We start from the raw sequence: 19,688 nt of genomic DNA, 5'->3' as shown, positions 1-19,688 counted from the left end.
GCCCGCGCCAGTCCGGAAGCAACAACGGACTGCGAGGCAACGCCGACGGGTTCTGCACGACACCTCCGAAGACAGGTTGACGACGATCGACCGAATCCTGTACGCCGCACCGGCGCCAGGAGGGGTACCCTGCCGGGTGTTCCGGGGAAACGATCCGAGCCGGACACTATCAGGGGGTGCAACCTGGAACCCGAGGAATCCACCGCAGGGCGTGTCGCGTTGTCGGCGGTGGCCACCGATGGCGAGGCAAATATTCACCAGCAAGGCCGAACGATCGGTGAACTTCCCGGTCGGATGCGAGTCGTGGCCTATTTGGACAACGGTGACGCGGCTTTCTATCGGCTCGTGCTGGACGTACTCCTCGAAGAAGAGTCGAGGCTCGGCCTGCATCTTCCGACTGCCGAGATCGCGAGTCGTGTACTCGACAAGCTGGCGGGCCACACCCAGCGCGACGATCTACCGCCGGTGGAGCGGCTGCTTGGCAACCTCCACGAGTGGGGAAACGTGGATCGCATTCACAACACCCACCGTAAAGGGTCATACCAGGAGTACCTCAAAAAAGACTACCTGTTCCAGCTGACCCCCGCAGGCGCCCAGGTGCACCGCGCTCTCACCGCGATCGACCAGGAACTCGGCGCCGCGGGCGCGCTCCAGTCGTCGATGCTGCCGGAGGTGTTGAGCTCGCTGAATTTGCTGGTTACGCAGCTTGGCCAGGCTCCCGACGGGCACGGCCGCGAAAGGGCGCGGAAGACAGCCGTCTACGGGACGGTCCAGCGAGTCTTCAACGGATTCACCCAGCTCTCGGAGAATGCCAAGCTCTTCGTACAGGGGTTGAACCGGGCCTTGGAGCCCGGCACCGATCTCGACGACGAGATCTTCCTCGCCTACAAGGATGTTGTCGTCCTCTACCTGCGTACGTTCGTGATGGCATTGCTGCAGTACGCCGCGCCCATCACCCAGGCGATCGAGGACGCCGAGGCAGGCGGAATCGTGCTGCTGTTCCCGGAACTGGCCAGACTGGAAGCGACACCCGTCCTCGGGATGTCCATTGTCGAGGTGGTCGAGCAGGACACGCGGTTGCTCGACGAGCAGTGGCGCGGACTCCGGAGTTGGTTCTTCGGGGAGCACGATCGCCCACCTGTGGCGCAAACCCTGCAGGATCGTTCGGCGGAAGCGGTCAACCACATCGTGGCCATCGTGCGGCGCCGCAACGATCGCCGCTTCCGCAAGGTCAACCGCGCCGCCGACCTGCTCACCCTGGCCACCTGGTTCTCCGGAACCTCGGATCCGGTGGATCGCGCCATGATGTGGCGCGCCGCGTTCGGCATGTATTCCGCGCGCCACATCGGCGCCGCGCACTCACGGGAGAGCGATCTGGACGCGCGCCCCAAGACCAGCTGGTGGGATGGACCGGCAGCGCCTGTCGAGCCCAGGCTGCGTAAGCACGGTCCCAAGGCCACCACCGGGCGTCCCGCAGGCGTGGGCGACCCGAAGGCCGCGAAGCGAAAGTTGGCCGCCCGCCGCGCTGGGGAACAGGCTGTCGTGGACGCGGCGGTCGCGCTGTTCGTACGGCAGTCACCGGTACGGATGTCCGCGTTGCCATGCTTGGCTGACAACGAACTGGATCTGCTCCTCGGCTGCCTCAACGTCGTGCTCGCAGCCCGACCCGATGCCCACGGCCTGCGCCGGGGACGGACCGGGGACGGCCGGTTGGACATCGTCCTGCGCCGCGGGAGTTCCCGACGAGGGGCCACCGTCCGTACGCAGCGAGGTGATCTCGCGATGGAGGACTTCGAGCTGACCGTGATCGATCGCAGTCAGGGGATCCGATGACCGCGGACGAGGATCTGGATGACATGCGGCGCGCCGCGCGGATGCTGCTCACCCGCCCGCTGCTGAGAGCGGGTGGTGAAGCAGCCGATATCGCCGCGGCGGTCCGCAGGCCCGAGTTGCGGACCAGACTCCAGCAGTGGTTCGACCACAACCTGGGCTGGGAGCTCGTCGTCGACCGCGATGTCATCCGATTGAACAAGGTTCCCACTCGGACGCGGTGCGGCGAACACGACGCGCCGACACAACGAACCTGTGTGTTGTACTGCCTCATTCTGGCGGCGTTGGAGGAATGCGGCGACCAAGTCGTGATCAGCGAGATCGCCGAGATGGTCGGAGCGTTGGCGAGCACCCGGCCGGAGATCAATTCGTTCGATTCCGATGTCTTCAGCGATCGGCGTGATCTGGTCCGCGCGTTGCGGTTACTGGTCGACCAGGGGGTGCTCGTGCATACCCGGGATGCCGCATCCACCGAGAAGGACGAACGGGCCTACGAGAAGGCCGAGGGCAACGCGATCTACGACGTGGATCATCGGGCGGCGGCGCTGATCCTGGCGTGCCCGGTTCCACCGACCAAGGCGGGCACGCCCACGGGCATGACCGCGCAACCGCTGCCCGACACGGCCAGCGGCCACAACCGCCGCCGCCGTCACGGCATCATGCGGCGTCTCGTCGACGAGCCCGTGCTGTACGTGCACGAGTTGACCGACGACGAGCTGACCTACTACCAGTCACAGCGGCACGCGCTGGTCCGTGAGGTCGAGCAGGTGCTGGACGTGCGAGTGGAGATCCGCGCCGAGGGCGCTGCGGTGATCGACGAGGAACTCACCGACCTCCGCTTCCCTGCCGAACGCACCCCGCAGTTCGCCGCTCTGCTGCTGGCCGGCGCTTTGGCCGCCGAACCGGGAGTCGGGACGGACTCCGCCGCGGTGATCGCCAGGTACAGGCTGGAGGAACTCGCGAGCTGGCTGGCGGGCGAGGTAGCGGGCCGGGTCAAGACGATCGAAGGAGGTGTCGTGACTCCCGAGTCCGTACTCGGCGCCGCGTTGACCGTGCTCTATGCGCTGCGACTGGTCGAACCGGCAGGAGACGGGGTGCGGGCATTGCCCGCGCTCGGCAGATTCCGCCCCTCGGCCGACACACCGATGCCCCCTGTGTCCGGTGGACGACTGCTCGATGACCTCGCCGCACCGGACAGCCCTGAAGGAACGGAGTCATGACCGACACGCCGATCACGAGTATCGATGCGGCCTTGGCCGCGCTCCTGGAAGGCGACCTCCCCAAGCCGAACCGTCGACGTTTCCAGCCGTTGCGGATGGGACTGATCGGCATTTGGCAGTACGACGAACAGGAGTTCTTCTTCCACGACGGCAGAATGGTGTTGCGAGGTCGCAACGGCAGCGGCAAGACCAAGGTGCTGGAGGTGACCAGTCCCTTCCTGTTCGATGCCAACTTGACCGCCCGCCGACTCGACCCGTTCGGCACCGCGGCGAGGTCGATGCGAGACAACCTGCTCTACGGTGATCGAAGGCACCAGATCGGGTACGTCTGGTGCGAGTACGGCAGGCTCTGCGCGAACGGGGACACGGAGTTCATCACGATCGGCGCCGGGATGCGCGCCCAGGCCACCAAGAGTGGCGCCCCGGACGCGTGGTACTTCCTCACCGAGAAGCGAGTCGGCCTGGATCTCCGGCTCTACGACAGCGGGCGAAGGCCTGCCAACGAACGGGACCTGGTCGAGCGAGTCGGCAGGAATGCCGTGTTCCAGACCGCGGACGCCTACCGCCGAGAGGTCGGGAGGCGTCTGTTCGGTCTGACCGCCGAGCGGTTCCGATCGCTGGTCGAGCTGCTCATCACGCTCCGCAGGCCCAAACTCAGCGAGAACTTCGGTGTCGACCGACTGACCGGCATTCTGAGCGACGGCCTCCCGCCGGTCGATCACATCCTGGTCGACGAACTGGCCCGCGGGTTCGACGAACTGGCCCGGGAACAGGAAGACCTGCAGTCTCTGATCACCGCAGGCGAGGAGATCGATCGCTTCCTCACCGCGTACCGCACGTATGCCCGCCGCATGGTCCGGTTCGTCGCCGCGAAGGTCCGCGGTGCCGTCACCCGCTACGACGACGTCACGAAACAGGGCAGGAAGGCCGCGGAGGCTTTGGCCGAGGCTCGACAGACGGTCACCGACCTGGGCGCGCGAGCCGAGGAACTCGGGTTGGACCGCGCCCGGTACGTCGCCACGATCAGGGCTCTGGAGCAGCGTCCCGAGGTGGAACAGCACGCCGAGCTGCTGGCGATGGAGAAGCAGGCGGCGGCCGCGCGCAGGCAGGCCGGTATCGCACGAGACCGGTTGACCGAGGCCGAACGCGAACTCGAAGGAATCGAACAAGAACGCGCCGATTGTCAGGGCGACCTCGACAGCGCGATCGAGGAACTGCACGAGGCGGTGTCACGCGCGGCGGAACAAGCGACCTCCAGTGGACTCCGCATCGAGCACGACCTGCAGGTCGAGCGGCTGGGCACCGACCCGAAGTCGGTCCGGGTGCTGCTGCAGACCGTGATCGACGCGAGGAAGTCGGCCATCCGGCACGCCCGGGAACTGCGTCGGGCGGTGGAGAAGGCCCAGGGCGATTTCGATCGCGCCCAGGCCACCCGGGACGACCTCGCCGCCCGACGTGACGAGTCGGCGGAGGAGGTCACCCGGCGGCAGGGTGAGTTGGCCGCGGCGGTCGAGGTTGTGAGCACAGCTGTGGCGTCCTGGCTGGAGGACTGTCGAGAGCACCTGTGGAACGATCTGGACCTCGCCTCGCTGCTCGACGCCGTGGCCCGCGCGGGCGAGCCGGGAGCACCGTCACTGCTCACCGCCGTGCGGTCCCGTTCCAACCAGACGGAACTCGCCTTGCTGTCCGCCAGGGCAGCCGTGGAGGCGGATCATGTCGCCGCGCGGCGACACCGTGACCAATTGGGTGAGGAACGGGATCGGCTGATGGCCGAGCGCGAGTTGCCGCCGCCACCACCGTTGGTGATGAGGCGAGACCGCGCCGGGGACACTCTTCCCGGGGCGCCCCTGTGGAGCCTGGTGGACTTCGTCGACGGCACGCCACAACCGGTTCAGGACCAGGTCGAGGCCGCGTTGCTCGGAGCCGGACTGTTGGACGCCTGGGTGACTCCGAGTGGAGCGGCCCTTCGACCCGATACGCTGGACACCTTCTTCCGACCGACCACTCCCACCGAACACACCTCCCTGGTCGGGGTGCTTCGACCGGCAGGTGACAGCGAAGTCCCTACCGACGTGGTCGTGAGCCTCCTGGAGAGCATCGAGTTCGCTGCTGCAGCCGATCTCGCGGGGCCTGGAACCTGGGTCAGCGCAGACGGCGGCTGGTCCATCGGTCCCTTGACGGGTAGGACCGAGGGAGGACGGGCGAGCTATATCGGCGCGAACGCGCGAGCAGAGTCCAGACGGCGCGCCCTGGCTCATCTCGACCAACTCCTGACAGAGACACAGGGCAAGATCGAGTCGCTGCACGGAATGATCTCGGCATTCGACGACAGGCTCGAACGCCTGCGTGCCGAACGTGATGGCTGCCCCGCCGACGACCAGGTCCGCGAGTGGCGGTTGGCCGTCGATGTCACGCTGCGTGAGGCCGGCCGATTGACCGTGGAACTCGGCCAGTCGGAGAAGCGCTTGCGGGCCAGGCAGGTCGTGCTGGCAACCGCCACCGGGCAGCTCACCACCTACGCGAGCGAGCACTCGCTCGGGACATCCGCCGAAGCACTGGAGACAGCAGGCAACGCGCTCGGCGCGTACCGTGAATCCGTGGTCGACATGACCGCGGTCGGCGAACGTGCGATGATCAGGCGGACCGCACTGGCCTCGGCACTGGGACGGGTGGAACGGCAACGTGACAGGCACGAGGCGGCCGAGCAGGAACACCGGGCTCTGACGACAGAGGCGGCTGAACTCACGGCCGAGTTCGAGTCCCGCAACGAGCTGATCGGCGCGGAAATCGGGCAAGTCATGGCCGAGCTGAGTCGGGCGAAGGGCAAGTTGGCGGCGACCGACAAGGAGATCGAGGGCGTCCGACAGGACAATCAGCAGGCCGCGGAACGGCTTGGGGTGGCCCGCGGTCGCCTGGAACTGATCGAATCGGATCGCCGGGCTCGTGCCGTGGACCGGTCGGCCGCCGTCGATGAATACGACAAGCTCCGCCACCACGGTTTCCTCGAACTCGCCCAACTGTTCGGACAGCGGGCCGACGAACCGGCGACCCTCACCCAGAGCGTCGACGACGCGCGAAGGGCCGAGGACGCCCTGCGCGGTGAGGACCTGTCCGAGAAAAGTCGCAACGCGGGACGGAATCTGGTCGACGAGCGGTTCCGCGATCTGCAGATGCGGATCCAAGGACCGGACTGGCGCCCATGGGGCGACAACGACGGTGATCTCTTCGTGGTGCGGGTGACCCACAACGGCGTCGAGGAAACCGTCCCCGGGCTTCGAGCGATCATCGAGGCCGAGGTCGACACCCGCCGCGGCTACCTCGACGACCGCGAGCGCGAGCTGTTCGCCGACGTGCTGCTGGGGCGGATGGGCGAACACCTCCGCCAGTGCCGGGTCGAGGCGATGAGCCTCTGCGATCGCATGAACGACCTGTTGAGGGACTCGACCACGGCCTCCGGCCTGCAGATGAAACTGGTGTGGGAGGCCGACCCGGAGGCCGGGACCGACGTCAACCGGGCCATCAACCTGCTCGACACGCGGTCCGCCAGGTTTCTCGACGACGAGTCGAGGAATCAATTGGTCGGCTTCCTTGCCGATCGCGTGCGCAAGGCACGGGAAGGTGATCTCGTGGGCGACTGGCGGGTGCATCTGCGTGAGGCGTTGGATTATCGCAAGTGGTCACGCTTCACGTTGGAGGTCCGCAAAGGCCTGGGCGACAGGTGGTCTGCTCTCAACGATGCAACTCACCAACAAGGATCGGGCGGGGAGAAGGCGGTCATGCTGCAGCTCCCGTTGTTCGTCGCCGCTGCGGCACACTACAAGGCTGCTGCGGCGACCGCACCCCGCCCGGTCTACCTCGACGAGGCATTCGCGGGCATCGACGCGGAAATGCGGGGCAACTGCATGCGCCTACTCACCGATCTCGACCTCGATTTCGTCCTGGCCAGCCATGATGAATGGGGTTTCCATCGTGAGGTGCCCGGCCTGGTGACCTATAGCCTGTACCGCGATCCATCGGTTCCGGGGGTGCTCACCACACCCTTCATCTGGGACGGCGAGACCAGCCACCGACTCGACGACCCTGCGCTGGTGGCCGACGAACCCGAGGCGGACGGAGGCACGCTGTTCGATGATTGAGCTCGATCCGGTGTTGCGTGACTGGGCGGACAAGCCCGGTCCGACAGCATTCCTGCGCACGCTCCATCACAAGTTGGTACGCGGAGGCGGTACGGCACGCCCGCTGTTCCTGGACCAACCGTTGACCGAGGATGAGCGGCGGGAGCTGGTCGAACTCTTCGGACTCGCTGCGGTGCGGGCTCACCGGATCGATCTTCGGCGGGCCGAGCAGTCGCTTCGGGCCAGCCGATACTCGATGAGTCTCCAGGATCTCGTGGAAGGAGTGTTCGGGTCGGTCGTGACACAGTCCGAGCGCAAGCGTGCGAAGGACGAGCAGAACAGACTGCGTGTTCAGCGGCAGCGAACCGAACTTCTGGACATCATGCGTCCCGTGCGGCAGTTGGCCCACGAGTACCGGTTGCTGGACGAGTTGCCACCCGGCTCGACAAGTAAAGTCCCGCCGGATTCCATGACCCGTGCCGGGGCGTGGAGCACATACGAGACCGCCATCCGGGCAGCGGCTACGTGGTGGCCCCGGCATGAAGCCGGGGAGCGCACGACCAAGCACGGATTGGCCGTGTCGGCCCTGGGTGGCGCCAAACGATGGACCGATCAAGGCGAGCTCGCCTTCCAGAACCTGGTCTGCCTGCCGTTCGACCAGGCAGTCGAAGTACCCGACACCGAGATCCGGCTACGCGGGCCACTGATATGGCGACTTGACGACGTCATCGTCGATGCTCGTACGGCCAACCCCTGGGTCAGTATTCCCGCCCACGCCGCGCTGCGTCTCGGAAGGCTCGAAGGTGACGCCGACGGGATCCTGTTGATCGAGAACCAGGAGAACTTCAACCAGGTCTGCATACACACCGACAGTCCACAAGAGTGGCTCTGTGTCTGGATCAAGGGGTTCGCCTCCGACGGCCTCGTCGAGTTCGTGCGGGAGTTCTCGCATCTACCCGTCTCCGCCTGGTGTGACCTCGATCCCAGCGGAATAGAGATCGTTCAGGACATCATGAAGCGCGCCGAGTGTGAGGTGTTCCCGGTGGGTATGACTCCCGAACTCTGGGAAGTCGCGGCGAAACGCCACGACGAACCCGACGTTCGCGAGGAATGGCGGAAGCGAGCGGAAAGCCTGGCCAAGGAAGGTCCGCCGAGCCTGCGTCCACTGGCGGCCCGGATCGCGGTGACCGGGCACCGGGTGGAACAGGAGGCCCTTGAAGTCTACGACCGGGTCATGCCGGTCCTCGCCGACCAGCTTCGTGACATCGTCAAAATCTGTGGTGAGGAATCGTTCACTCGATAGTACGGACTTGATCTTCAGCTTGGTGGCCGACCTGCCGATCCGGACCGTTCAGCACGGCCAGGGCTGCGGCGCGTGCACCCGGGATGTCGAGCATGCGGGCTGCGTACTGTGCGATCAGGAGTTCCGGCCCCAGCCAGTCGTCGTACTTGCCCAGCTTGGGTTCGAGCACCGTGCTCGCGAGACCGAGCGCGTCGACGTCGGCGGCGGCGACGCGGTGCAGCAGGTCGAGCACGGTGTCCACCCGGGTGCCGGGCACGGTGATGGCGACGCGCCCGGCGTCGGCTTGCATGCCGTCGGCGCGGAGCATGGCGGCCAGCGTGGCCAGTTGCCTGTCCCCCACCCAGGGCAGGATGAAGGCGTCCGCGCCGTCCTGGACGACACCCGCTCGCGCCAGTCCGGACCGTTCGTAGGTGCGGCGGGCGAGGTCGAGCAGGCGGAGCGCGGCCGGGTCCGAATAGGCCGGATCGCCGTCGCCGCCGAGGATGTCGCGCATTCGTCGGCGCACACGGGTGTGCACTCGGTACCCGCCCGTGCCGGAGAGGACGGCGTTACCGGCACGCGACGGTGCCAACTCGATGATCTTCTCGGTGTCGTGCAGCCCAAGCACACGCCAGCGGCGGCCCGCGAAGGTGAGGGGCATGTCGGGGAAGATCGGGAAGTCCACTGGCATCGTGCCCAGGGTCTGGCCGTGCGCGACGAGTCGGTACTCCTCGGGGCTGTGGAACGCCGCGTAAAAAGTGTAGTGGTTGACGGTCTGCTCACCGCGATCGCCGAGCAGCAGTGTGCCGTCGGCGATCTGGGTGATCACCTCGTGCTCGCCCAGGTCCCGCAGCAACTGCAGAAAAGCGGAGGTCGGGACCTCGTGGAACGGGCCACCCCGACCGCACAGCACTCGGTACGCCTGGCTCGCGGACACCCCGCCGTACTGGGCGATCGTCGAGAGCAGTTGCTGGACGAGGGTGCTCAGGTGGACCGCGCCCGGTTCCGGCGGTTCGCACCAGGACTCGAACAGCAGGTCGATCACCGCGCACGTCTGGACGAGGTCGGGGTGCAGGCGGTCGACGAGCGGGGTGCGCGAGTCCGGTTCGCGTTCCTCGACGTAGGCGCGCAGGATCGCGGGCTGCCCGGCACGGCGGCCGGAGCGTCCCAACCGCTGCCGCAGCGACGCCACCGTGCTCGGTGGGCCGAGCTGGGCTACCTGGGCGATCTCGCCGATGTCGATCCCCATCTCCAGGGTGGTCGTGCACACCGCGGTGGTCGGGCGAGTGATGTCGCGCAGCATCGCCTCGACGTCTTCGCGTAGTTCCTTGGCGAGGTTGCCGTGGTGCGGGTGGAACTCGTTGGGCAGGCCCGCTTTCTCGCTGAGTCTGGCGAGCTCGACGCTGTACTCCTCCACCGCCGAGCGCGAGTTGGCGAACGCCAGGTTGGTACCGCCGCGCAGCCGGGCGTGCAGGTGTGCCGCGATCTGTTTCTTGGCAGGGCTGATGATCGCCCCGCCCGGATCGGGTCTGCCGTCGGTGTAGGCGCGTACCTGGACCCGGATCTCCTGCCCGCCATCTCCCGGCGCGTTGACCAAGGCGAGCGGATAGCTGTCACCCGGCCGCAGCTGCCGTGCGGCGAGGCTCATGTCGCCGAAGGTCGCCGACAGCCCGACCCTCGGTACCTGGCGCCGGATCGTGGTGTCGAGGCGGTGCAGGAGGGACACCAGTTGCACGCCCCGGTCGCTGCCGATGAAGGAGTGCAGCTCGTCGACGACCACGAAGCGCAACGCGGCGAACAGCTTGGCCATCTTGGTGCCGCGCAGGACGAACATCCCCTCCAGGGATTCCGGTGTGGTCAGCAGGATCCCGTTGGGCGCTTTGAGCAGCGCGGCCTTCCTGGATCCGGCGACGTCGCCGTGCCAGCGGTGCACGGGGACGTCGAGGCTCTCGCAGAGCCCTTCCACCCGGCGGAACTGGTCGTTGATGAGCGCCTTCAACGGGCTGAGGTAGAGCACGTCGACCCCGCCGCCACCGGGTTCGGCGACCAGGCTCGAACAGATCGGCAGGAACGCGGCCTCGGTCTTGCCCGCGGCCGTGGAGGCGCCGATCAGCACGTCCCGGTCGGCGGGCAGGACGACGGGGATGGCGGCGTTCTGCACCGGGTGCAGGTCCGTCCACCCCTTCAGGTACACCCAGCGCTGCACGGCCGGGTGCAACAGCGGGAAGCTGGACTCGGTCATCGACTAGAGCCGGAATGCGGCCAGCTCGTCGCCGTCGTCGGTGGCGTGCGGCTGCCCGACCGCCGTGTCGTCGTTCGGCAGCGGCTCCAGGTCGGTGTTGGTCTCGGTCTCGACCCGCACCGCGCCGATCAGCTGTCGCCAGTCGGTCCCCGGGTTCTGCTCCAGGATGGCGAGCAGGTTGACGAACTCCTTGATGGTGTTGCGCGGCGTGCGGAAGTAGGCGTCACCGATGCGCTGCGAACAGTGCTGCATGAACTCGGACAACGCCTCGTCCGGCACGAGGTGGGCGGCGGGGTCGCCGGAGGCGAAGACGGTGCGCAACCGTTCCAACAGGACGTACATGTCCTCGGCGGTCAGGTTGGCCAACCGCAGCACCGGTCCGGAGTGGTCGACGAGGCCGCCGACGGCGAAGGTGTTCTCCGCGAGCCTGCTGCGCAGCGCCTCGTAGCTGTAGAGGCCGCGCCGGGTGTCCATGAGCATCTCGGGAGTGCCGCCGAAACACACACCGAGACCTTCGACGTTGCCCTGCAGGCAGTCGTTGACGATGCGCAGGACCTGCTCGTAGTTGGACTTGCGCGCGCCGGTGTGCGCCAACTTGTAGAGGTTGACCATCTCGTCCAGGCACAGCAGCAGACCGCCGTAGCCCGCGAGGCGGACGAACCGCGCCATGAGCTTGAGCTGGTCGTACACGCTCGCGTCGTCGACGATGGTCCGCACGCCCAAGGCGGCGCGGGCGTCGGACTTCGTGGTGTACTCCCCGCGCAGCCAGCGGATCGCGGCGTGCTTGAGCGTCTCGTCGCCGGTGTCGTGCGCGCGCCAGTAGGCGCCGATGACCTGGGCGAAGTCATAGCCGCCGACGCCCTCGGAGAGCGTGTCCAGCCGCCGGGCGATGACCACGCGCGGCGCCACGCCCTCGGCGGTCGCGTCCTTCACCGCGGAGGTCACGAACCGCTCGACCACGCTCGCGAGCGCGTTGCCGTCGGGGCTCGACCTGGTGGCGAGGTTGCGCATCAGCTCGGCGTAGAGCGAGCGGGCCTGACCGCCGCCTGCGTGCAGGCGCCGGTCCGGCGTGAGGTCGGCCGCGGCGGTGACCAGCTTGTGCTCGGCGGCGATGGAGCGGACCAGGTTGAGGAAGAAGGTCTTGCCCGCCCCGTACTCGCCGATGACGAAGCGGACCGCAGCACCGCCGTCGGCGACCCTGGCCACGTCGGCCGTCATCGCGGCGATCTCGGCCGCACGGCCGACCTGGATGTGCTGGAACCCGCCGCGGGGCACCACGCCGGTGCGCAGTGCCGAGATGATCGCGTCCCGGTCGCGGGGCCGCAGGCGGGTCGTGGAGCTGGTCATGAGCGCATGTCCTCCGCTACGTCTTCGTTGATCGTGATCGGGTCGGTGCCCTCCCACACGGGATCGCCCACGGTGTCGAACGCGGCCTCGTTGACCGTGTCCAGGGCACCGTCGAGCAGCAGGCCCACCTCGGTCGCGAGGTCTTCCAGATCGGCGCGAGCCCACTGCGGCCGCCCGACCAGCCGTCGCAGGAACTCCGTGTGCTCGGCGTCCAGTCCGGCGAGCTGGGCCGCCGGAACGGGTGGCGGCGGGGCAGGCTCGTCATCGGTGAAGATCTGCGCGAGCTGTTCGGCGACCCGTTGGGACTCCGCGCGTTTGCGCGCCAGCAGTTCGAGGTCGAGACCGACACCGGACGTGGCCGGTCGTGCGGCCTCGGCCGGGATCGGCACCCGCTGGGCGGGCGTACCCGCGACGCGGAGGGCGATCGGTTCATCGCCGCGCGTGGTGGCCCTGCCGTGGATCCGGCCGTAGACGTCGGCCGAGTCCAGTCCGAGAAAGGCGTAGAGGCGTTCCAGCGTGCGAACCTCGTGCACGCTCACGTCCCCGTCAGCCGCGGCGATGTCGGTGAGCAGACCCGCGACCGCGGTCCGGTCGGGCTGCGGCACCGCGGCGAGCCGCCGCTTGAGCACCGCCTGGGTCGGCGGGTTCGCCAACACGAGGGCGACGTGGGCGTCGAGCCTGCGCAGTTCGTCCTCGGTCAGGTCGAGCGTGGTGACGGCGTAGTCGCGGATGGCCTGCCGCTCGGGCTCGGTGACCGTGCCGTCCGCGATCGCCACCGCCGCACCCAGGTTCACCGCCACCTGCGCCAGCGAGTAGTCCGGGCTGGGGGTCGCGACGTGCTCCCGGCCGCGCCGGAACAGGACGACGGATCCGTTCGGCGCGGGCGTGCCGCCACCGAACCGCACATCCGGTTCGATCCCGATGCCCCGCTTCTCCAGCAGCCGGGCGACGAGCACTGCGTCGGCCTTGGCGAGCTTGGCCGCCGCTCCCGGCCAGTGGGCGACCAGGTCAGCGGTGGGGACGACGGCGTCGGGCGCGTCGGCGAGCCTGGCCGTCGCCCACGCCCACACCGCGTCGGTCTCCGGGCTGGGGGGCGGCGTGAGGTCGTCGGGCAACAGCGCGAGGGCGGCGGGCGACCCGTGCCTGTCGGGGTAGCGCCCGAGGTAGCGGCTGTAGGCGTCCAGCGCGTCGGTCGCCTTCTCGGCGAGGTCGCGCAGCTTCTCGATCGGCGCGGTGAGACCGGCGACGTCCGGGAGACCGCTGTCGACGACGGTGACGGTGCCGATGGTGGAACTGGCCGCGTGGTAGGTCGTCTTGATGGTGGTCTTGTTGCGCTTGAGGCGCAGGCCCGCGCCGTACTCACGCTGGTAGAGGTGCGCGAACATCGCCCGGAACTCGTCCGGGCACCGGATCGCCGGGGTGCGCGGATAGGTGTTCGGGTGGCCGCGGTACCAGGCGAACGCCCAGTCGACCGGGATGGGCACGCCGCGGGCGATGTGCTGGCCGAGCCCGATGCGAAGATCGGCGGGCAGCTCGTAGGTGTGCTCGGCAGGCGGCTCGGGTGGATGCTTGCCGACCCAGTCGAGCACCGGATCTGCCATGACCTCAAGCAACCTGGTCGCATAACCCGCGAACGATTTGTTGCGCGAGTACATATCCAGCAGCCTGCGCACCTCGTCGAGCAACGCGACGCGTTCTTCCGCGGAAGACCGGTCGGACTCCAGGAGGAGACGGCGCTCGATACCGTAGAAGTAGAGGAAGACGTAACCGATGTAGGCCTTCGGATCCCGCCGCCCACCGGCCAACCACGCGAGATACGCGGCCCGCGCCTGGGGCGAGATGTCCGAGTACGACGGCCAGTAGCCCATCGACTCGCCTGCCCGGTCCGGACGCCGGTGGTCCACCCGCAGGCTGGGGTCGATCAAGGCGGGATCGGGGATGCCGCGCGGTGTGGTGAGCGTGGTGCCGACGTAGAGCATCCCGCCTGCCAAGGGCTGTCCCTGCACGGTGACGTCGGTTCCGGGCGGGACCCACACTTGCTCGGAAGACCGGGACTTGGCCGCTGCGGCGGGCCGGGGCTTGGCGGCGGGCTCGGGTGCGCGTCGGACCGGGGCTTGCCCAGGTACAGGAGCTACTCGGTTCGCGGGCACACCGTGTGGGGAAGGGGTAGGTGCGACGGGCCGCGTCGGCGTGGAGTGCCCCGCTGGTGGGATCGCTTGGGTGGTCTCGCCTGCCGGTGGCAGACCGAGGCGATGCCGGAGCTCGGCGGCCGTCCGGTGTTCTCTCGGCTGTGTGGACCGCACCTGGGTGGGTGGTGGGGTACGAACCCGAGTGGGTGGTGGGGTACGAACCCGAGTGGGCGGTGGGGTGCGGACCGGGGATCGGGTCGCCGGTGGCCGTGCCTTGCCCGCAGCCGGGCGACCGGGCCCACGGACCACAGTGACCAAACCCCAGATGACCAGGCCGATGATGACCAAGCCGACAACAAAATCCACCGAAGACGTGCCTCTCACTTCGCCTGGCGCGGCCACCCGCACCGTGCCTCTTCCGTGCGGACATCGCCCCAGGCGGTTGATCAGTTACCGACGTCGGCGACCGGTATCCGGGTGGCCTTCGCGCTGCCCAGCCGCTCGCACGCCGCTACTGCCGCTAGGCGTGGCCAGCTCGCGATGCGGGGTGAACATGATCTGCGGTCCAGGCGGACCCTGGCCTTGGAGCATCGGCGCATGTGCGGCGCCACCGGCCTGTGCGGCGTCCAGTCGTTGGCCGCCCGACGTCAGGTGCGTCGGCTGACCCACCGCAGGCCGCCGCCACCCGGCCGGGAACCATCCAGTCAGTCCCCCGCCCGGCCGGTGTCGTACGCCCACATCGCGATCTCGACCCTGTTTCGGGCGCCGAGTTTGCTCAGCAGGCTGGCGACGTGGGTCTTGGCGGTCGTCAAGCCGATGAACAGCTCGGCGGCGATCTCGGCGTTCGTGCGGCCGCCTGCGACCAGCGTCAGTACCTCCTCCTCGCGTTCGGTGAGCGGCTCGATCGGTTGGATCCGTCGGCTCGACGGTTCCCTGGCGGCGAGGGTGGCCAGCAGCCGCCGGGTGACGTTCGGCGCGATCAGGGCGTCGCCGACGGCGGCGGCGTGGACGGCCTGGACGAGCAGCGCCTGCCCGGCGTCCTTGAGCAGGAAGCCCCGGGCGCCTGCCCGGAGCGCACCGTGGACGTACTCGTCGAGGTCGAACGTCGTGATCACCACTACCGCGATCGGGTCCGGGACGCCCCGTCCCGCGAGGAGCTTGGTCACCTCGATGCCGTCGAGACCGGGCATCTGGATGTCGACCAGGCACACGTCGGGGCGGAGCCGGTGCGCCAGCTCGACGGCAGTGTGGCCATCGGCGGCCTGGCCGACGACTTCGATGTCGGGCTGCGCGTCGAGGATCATCGACAGGCCGGTGCGCACCAGGTCCTGGTCGTCGGCCACCAGCACGCGCACCGTCATCGGTGTACCCCTGTCGGCAGTTCGGCGTCGACCGTCCACCCGCCCTCGGGTGCGGGCCCGGCGCGCAGCGTGCCGCCGAGCAGCTGCACGCGCTCGGTCATGCCCAGCAGCCCGAAGCCGTGGTTCACCGGCCGTGCCGGGTCGATCCGTCCGTCGTCGGTCACGCGTAGTCGCAGCCTTCCCGCGCCCTCTACCAGGCGGATCTCCACGCGCGAGGCGTCGCGCGCGTGGCGCAGGGCGTTGGTCAGTGCCTCTTGCGCCAGCCGGTAGACCGCCGCGTCGACCTGGGGCGGAAGTTCGTCCAGGTCAGATGGCAACTTTACGTCGATCATCGGGACCGGGGCGCGTCGGGCGAGGGACACCAGGTCGGCGACGCCGGGCTGGGGGGCGTACTGCGCGGGCGCCGCGTCGCGCAGCACCCGGACCATCGCCCGCATCTCCGTAAGCGTCCGGGAGGCTTCCCCTTCGATGGCCGCCAGCGCCTGGAGCGCCGCTTCAGGTCGCTGCCCGGCCATCGCCCGGCCCGCCTGCGCCTGCACGGCGATCGCCGAGACGTGGTGGGCGACGATGTCGTGCAGTTCGCGTGCGAGACCGACCCGCTCCTGGCCGCGGCTCTGCTCCAAGGCCCGGCGCCAGCTCTCGCCGCGGTAGCGCGACGCCGCTCCGCCCGCCGCCGCCGACGCCAGGACGGCGAATCCGCCGATGGCGTCCGGCGGCCCGATGTGGTCGGCGACGGTACCGATTCCCGCGGCCACCGCCACCACCGCCAGCCCGGTCACGATCTCACGCCCCGAGCCCCAGCGGACCAGCGTGTAGACGAGCACCAGGATGTAGATCATCGTGTCGAGGCCCACGTTGGGGGCCCCGCCCAGCAGGCTCGCCAGCCCCAACGCCATCGCGGTGCCGAAGGCCACCACGACACAGGCCAACGGGTGGGTACGCCGCCACAGCAGCACCGGCGCGAGTCCGACCGCCACGATCGTCGCCACCGGCCGCCAGGCGACGTCGTCGCGGAGGACTCCTTCGAGCAGCGCCGCCACGATCGACACCCCGACCAGCAGCCAGTCGCGCCACACCCGTTCGGGCGCGTCCACGGCACGGGGCTCGGTCCACAGCGAGCGCAGGGCATTGGTGGTCACCCACCCAGCCTAGAGACCGCCGGGGCGTCGGGGACCGACCGAAAGAACGAGACGCCGCCTCTCCCAACGGATGAGGCGGGTCCGGCCTCGACGCCGATGTGCCCACCGCCGGGCTCGGCGATCGTTGACCCACCGGTCCTCGCCACGACAACGGAGCCTGCGATGAGTACACGTCAACCCGCCACGACCACCCTGGAAGACCCGCGGATCCCGGTGAAGGCCAAGCTGGCCGCGGCGTGGGCGGGCGTCATGTTCTTCTACGCCTATGTGGACATCATCGCCTTCTTCAGGCCCGGCGTCGTCGCCAACATCGAGGCAGGCCGCGTCTGGGAGTTCGACGTCAGCCAGACGTTGTTGACCACCTTCGTCGCGCTCATGGCGATCCCGATCTTCATGATCGTGCTGTCGATGACGCTGCCCGCCCGGGCGAACCGCATCACGAACCTCGTAGTCGCCTCGGTACAGGTCCCCTACGCGGCGTTGAACGCGGTGGGCGAATCCTGGACGTACTTCTACGGCCTCGGTGTCGCACTGGAAGTGATCCTGCTCGCCTTCATCGTGCGGTGCGCCTGGACTTGGCCCCGCACCGCGGCATCGGCGACCAGCCCGGACCGTGAAACCGTTCGCGCCCAGCAGTGAGCGTGAACTGCCGGGAGGCCCCGCACGGCGGAAAGTCCGGCGACACTTGAAGTTTAGCAACCATGACACCCCAATCCCGCGCCCTGCCAACGAAACAACGGCACGCTGCCCCGTGCCCAGCGTCTCGTGTTGCCGAAACCGTACGCTCCGGGCTGGGCTCAGCCGTATCGTTCGACGAGTGCGTTGCCGATCGAGGCCAGGTGGTCCCGCACACCCGGAGGGCCGGTCACCTCGATCCATTCGACCAGCCCGGCGAGTTCACCGGCGAGCATGTACTCATTGTGGCCGCGGATCACGACCTCGACGCGGCCGTCGGTCGCGGAGCCGCCCACCTCCAGTCGATCGCCGAGTGCCATCCGGAGTATGTCCATCCCGTGGGGCGCGCAGGCCGCCTGGATCTCCAGCGGCGTTCGTTTGCGGTCGATCTCGTCGGCGATCTCGCGCCAGCTCCGGGCAAGGTCGAAGTCCTTGGGGCGGTCCACGGGATCGTCGGTCGGTTCGGCGGACGACACGCGGTCGATCCGGAAGGTCCGCCTGCCTGCCTCGGTGTTGGCGACGAGGTACCACGACGGGCCTTTGGCGACGATGCCCAGCGGGTGGACGGTTCGCTCGGTTTCGGCGCCTTCGCGGTCGAGGTAGCCGAGCCGCACCTGGACGCCGCGGATCACCGCGTCCTGGAGTTCGTCGAGGAAGCGAGGCGGTCGGCGCTCGATCCGGCTCGACCCCCATCGTTGCGGGTCGGTGACCAACGACGATGCCGCTGCCTCGGCCTGCCCCCGGAAGGGCTCCGGCAGGGCGTGGACGAGTTTGCGCAACGCTGCTTTCAGGGCGGGTGTCGCGGCCGAGGCCGGGCCTGCGAGCAGGAACAGTGCGCGGGCCTCGCTCGCGGTCAACCCGGACAGGTCGGTGCGGGCGCCGCCCACGAGTCGCCAGCCGCCGCCTCGGCCCTGCGTGGAGTACACGGGCACCCCGGCCGTGACCAGGGCGTCGAGGTCGCGGCGGGCAGTGCGCTCGGAGACCTCCAACTCGCGGGCGACCTCCGCGGCTGTTACGTGTTCGCGCCGTTGCAGCATGAGGAGAATGGCCACCAGCCTGTCGGTTCGCACGCCGACAACACTGGCACAGAAACCGGTCATGAGCTGACCGGTTTGGTCGGCAGGATGGCGACATGACTCACCGACAGGCCCCACTGCGCCGCGGCCGTGGCGTCCCTCGGCCCGTCGGGGGTGCACCGACATCAGCTCCGGCAACCTTCGTCGCCTGATCAACCGAAAAGATCGAGAGGACATGCGTTGAACCCCACAGACTTTCCCGAGCCCACTCTTGTTTCAGTCAACGGTGTGGAACTCGAAGTCTTCGAAGCGGGCAATCCGGGAAAACCCATTGTGCTGTGCCACGGCTGGCCGGAGCACGCCTTCTCCTGGCGCCACCAGATGCCCGTCCTCGCCACAGCGGGCTATCATGTCATCGTCCCGAACCAGCGGGGTTACGGCAACTCGTCCCGTCCGACCGAGGTGACGGACTACGACATCGAACACCTGTCGGGTGACCTCGTCGCACTCCTCGATCACTACGGGTACGAAGACGCCACCTTCGTCGGCCACGACTGGGGTGCGTTCGTCGTCTGGGGACTGACCCTGTTGCACCCCGACCGGGTGAACAAGGTGATCAACCTGAGCCTGCCTTACCAGGAACGCGGAGAAAGGCCGTGGATCGAGCTCATGGAGGACATGCTCGGCGGCGACTTCTACTTCGTCCACTTCAATCGACAGCCGGGCGTCGCGGATGCCGTATTCGATGACAACACATTCCAGTTCCTCCGGAACATGTACCGGAAGAACGTCTCCCCCACGGAGCCCGAGCCGGGCATGGCGCTGATCAACCTCGCCAGGGCGGAAACACCGCTCGGCGAGCCCATCATGAGCGACAGCGAACTGGGCGTCTTCGTCTCCGCTTTCGAATCATCGGGTTTCACGGGCGGTATCAACTGGTACCGGAACCTCGACCGCAACTGGCGGCTGCTGGCGGACGTGAACCCGATCATCCAGCAGCCCACACTCATGATCTATGGCGAGCGGGATACGATCGCGAGATCCGAGAAACTGGCAGAGTTCGTGCCCAATGCGGAGGTGGTCACTCTGGATTGCGGTCACTGGATCCAGCAGGAAAAGCCGGACGAGACAAACCAAGCGATCTCACAATGGCTGAAAAATCAGGATGCCAGGTAGTGGTGCGACTCAGAACGTCGGCCGTGTATCGGCGGGTCCACGGCGTGGCCTGCGGTGCCACCGGACGGCCTCGTACTGGATGTACTTGGTCGTTTCGGCGGTGTCGTCGGGCGCGTCGTGGGCGAGGTCGAGACCGGAGGTGTTCCGCCGCGGTGA

Annotated in this window: 12 protein-coding genes; 6 read left to right on the top strand and 6 right to left on the bottom strand. The window is 68.2% G+C overall.

Annotated elements, in window-relative coordinates; all coding sequences use genetic code 11:
• Positions 1-228: 228 nt before the first annotated feature.
• The 4 genes from C503_RS0127975 to C503_RS41150 are packed head-to-tail and all read left to right on the top strand — an operon-like array spanning position 229 to position 8,468.
• Entirely contained in the window at positions 229-1,833 is a 1,605-nt protein-coding gene (locus C503_RS0127975; protein ID WP_156893570.1) for a TIGR02677 family protein, read from the top strand.
• Entirely contained in the window at positions 1,830-3,050 is a 1,221-nt protein-coding gene (locus tag C503_RS0127970; RefSeq protein ID WP_018685529.1) for a TIGR02678 family protein, read from the top strand. Before C503_RS0127975 ends, C503_RS0127970 begins: the two co-directional genes overlap by 4 nt.
• The gene (locus C503_RS0127965) at positions 3,047-7,186 is read left to right on the top strand and encodes a TIGR02680 family protein (protein WP_018685528.1); all 4,140 of its coding nucleotides are present in this window, start codon (positions 3,047-3,049) and stop codon (positions 7,184-7,186) included. Before C503_RS0127970 ends, C503_RS0127965 begins: the two co-directional genes overlap by 4 nt.
• Positions 7,179-8,468, top strand: a complete 1,290-nt coding sequence (locus C503_RS41150) for a Wadjet anti-phage system protein JetD domain-containing protein (RefSeq protein ID WP_018685527.1) — start codon at positions 7,179-7,181, stop codon at positions 8,466-8,468. The genes C503_RS0127965 and C503_RS41150 overlap by 8 nt, the downstream gene beginning before the upstream one ends.
• Here the strand turns inward: C503_RS41150 and C503_RS0127955 are convergent.
• The 5 genes from C503_RS0127955 to C503_RS0127935 all read right to left on the bottom strand — a co-directional run bounded on the left by C503_RS0127955 (position 8,458) and on the right by C503_RS0127935 (position 16,665).
• A complete protein-coding gene (locus C503_RS0127955) occupies positions 8,458-10,689 on the bottom strand; it encodes a DEAD/DEAH box helicase (RefSeq protein WP_018685526.1) in 2,232 nt (743 codons plus the stop codon). The two genes, C503_RS41150 and C503_RS0127955, sit on opposite strands and share 11 nt — an antisense overlap.
• A gap of 3 nt (positions 10,690-10,692) precedes the next feature.
• On the bottom strand, positions 10,693-12,036 hold the full coding sequence (locus tag C503_RS0127950; protein ID WP_018685525.1) for an ATP-binding protein: 1,344 nt from the start codon (positions 12,034-12,036) through the stop codon (positions 10,693-10,695).
• Positions 12,033-14,072 carry a tellurite resistance TerB family protein gene (locus tag C503_RS0127945; protein WP_281170537.1) on the bottom strand — a complete coding sequence of 680 codons (2,040 nt, stop codon included), beginning with the start codon at positions 14,070-14,072 and terminating at the stop codon, positions 12,033-12,035. The genes C503_RS0127950 and C503_RS0127945 overlap by 4 nt, the downstream gene beginning before the upstream one ends.
• Positions 14,073-14,869: 797 nt before the next feature.
• Positions 14,870-15,526 carry a response regulator gene (locus C503_RS0127940; protein ID WP_018685523.1) on the bottom strand — a complete coding sequence of 219 codons (657 nt, stop codon included), beginning with the start codon at positions 15,524-15,526 and terminating at the stop codon, positions 14,870-14,872.
• Positions 15,523-16,665 carry a sensor histidine kinase gene (locus tag C503_RS0127935; RefSeq protein ID WP_018685522.1) on the bottom strand — a complete coding sequence of 381 codons (1,143 nt, stop codon included), beginning with the start codon at positions 16,663-16,665 and terminating at the stop codon, positions 15,523-15,525. The genes C503_RS0127940 and C503_RS0127935 overlap by 4 nt, the downstream gene beginning before the upstream one ends.
• A gap of 162 nt (positions 16,666-16,827) precedes the next feature.
• Here C503_RS0127935 and C503_RS0127930 point away from each other — a divergent pair, with 162 nt between their 5' ends.
• Positions 16,828-17,304: a DUF6326 family protein gene (locus C503_RS0127930; RefSeq protein ID WP_018685521.1), complete on the top strand. Its 477-nt coding sequence runs from the start codon at positions 16,828-16,830 to the stop codon at positions 17,302-17,304.
• 158 nt (positions 17,305-17,462) lie between these two features.
• On the opposite strand, the gene C503_RS0127925 is transcribed toward C503_RS0127930, so the two are convergent.
• Entirely contained in the window at positions 17,463-18,410 is a 948-nt protein-coding gene (locus C503_RS0127925) for a helix-turn-helix transcriptional regulator (protein WP_026316770.1), read from the bottom strand.
• A gap of 234 nt (positions 18,411-18,644) precedes the next feature.
• Here C503_RS0127925 and C503_RS0127920 point away from each other — a divergent pair, with 234 nt between their 5' ends.
• The gene (locus tag C503_RS0127920) at positions 18,645-19,532 is read left to right on the top strand and encodes an alpha/beta fold hydrolase (protein WP_245572601.1); all 888 of its coding nucleotides are present in this window, start codon (positions 18,645-18,647) and stop codon (positions 19,530-19,532) included.
• Positions 19,533-19,688: the final 156 nt, after the last annotated feature.

It is taken from the genome of Actinokineospora enzanensis DSM 44649 (assembly GCF_000374445.1).
In the GTDB taxonomy this organism is placed as follows: Bacteria; Actinomycetota; Actinomycetes; order Mycobacteriales; family Pseudonocardiaceae; genus Actinokineospora; species Actinokineospora enzanensis.
The sequence above is the reverse complement of the archived record's forward strand: the minus strand, read 5'-3'. Positions and strand labels throughout refer to the sequence as shown.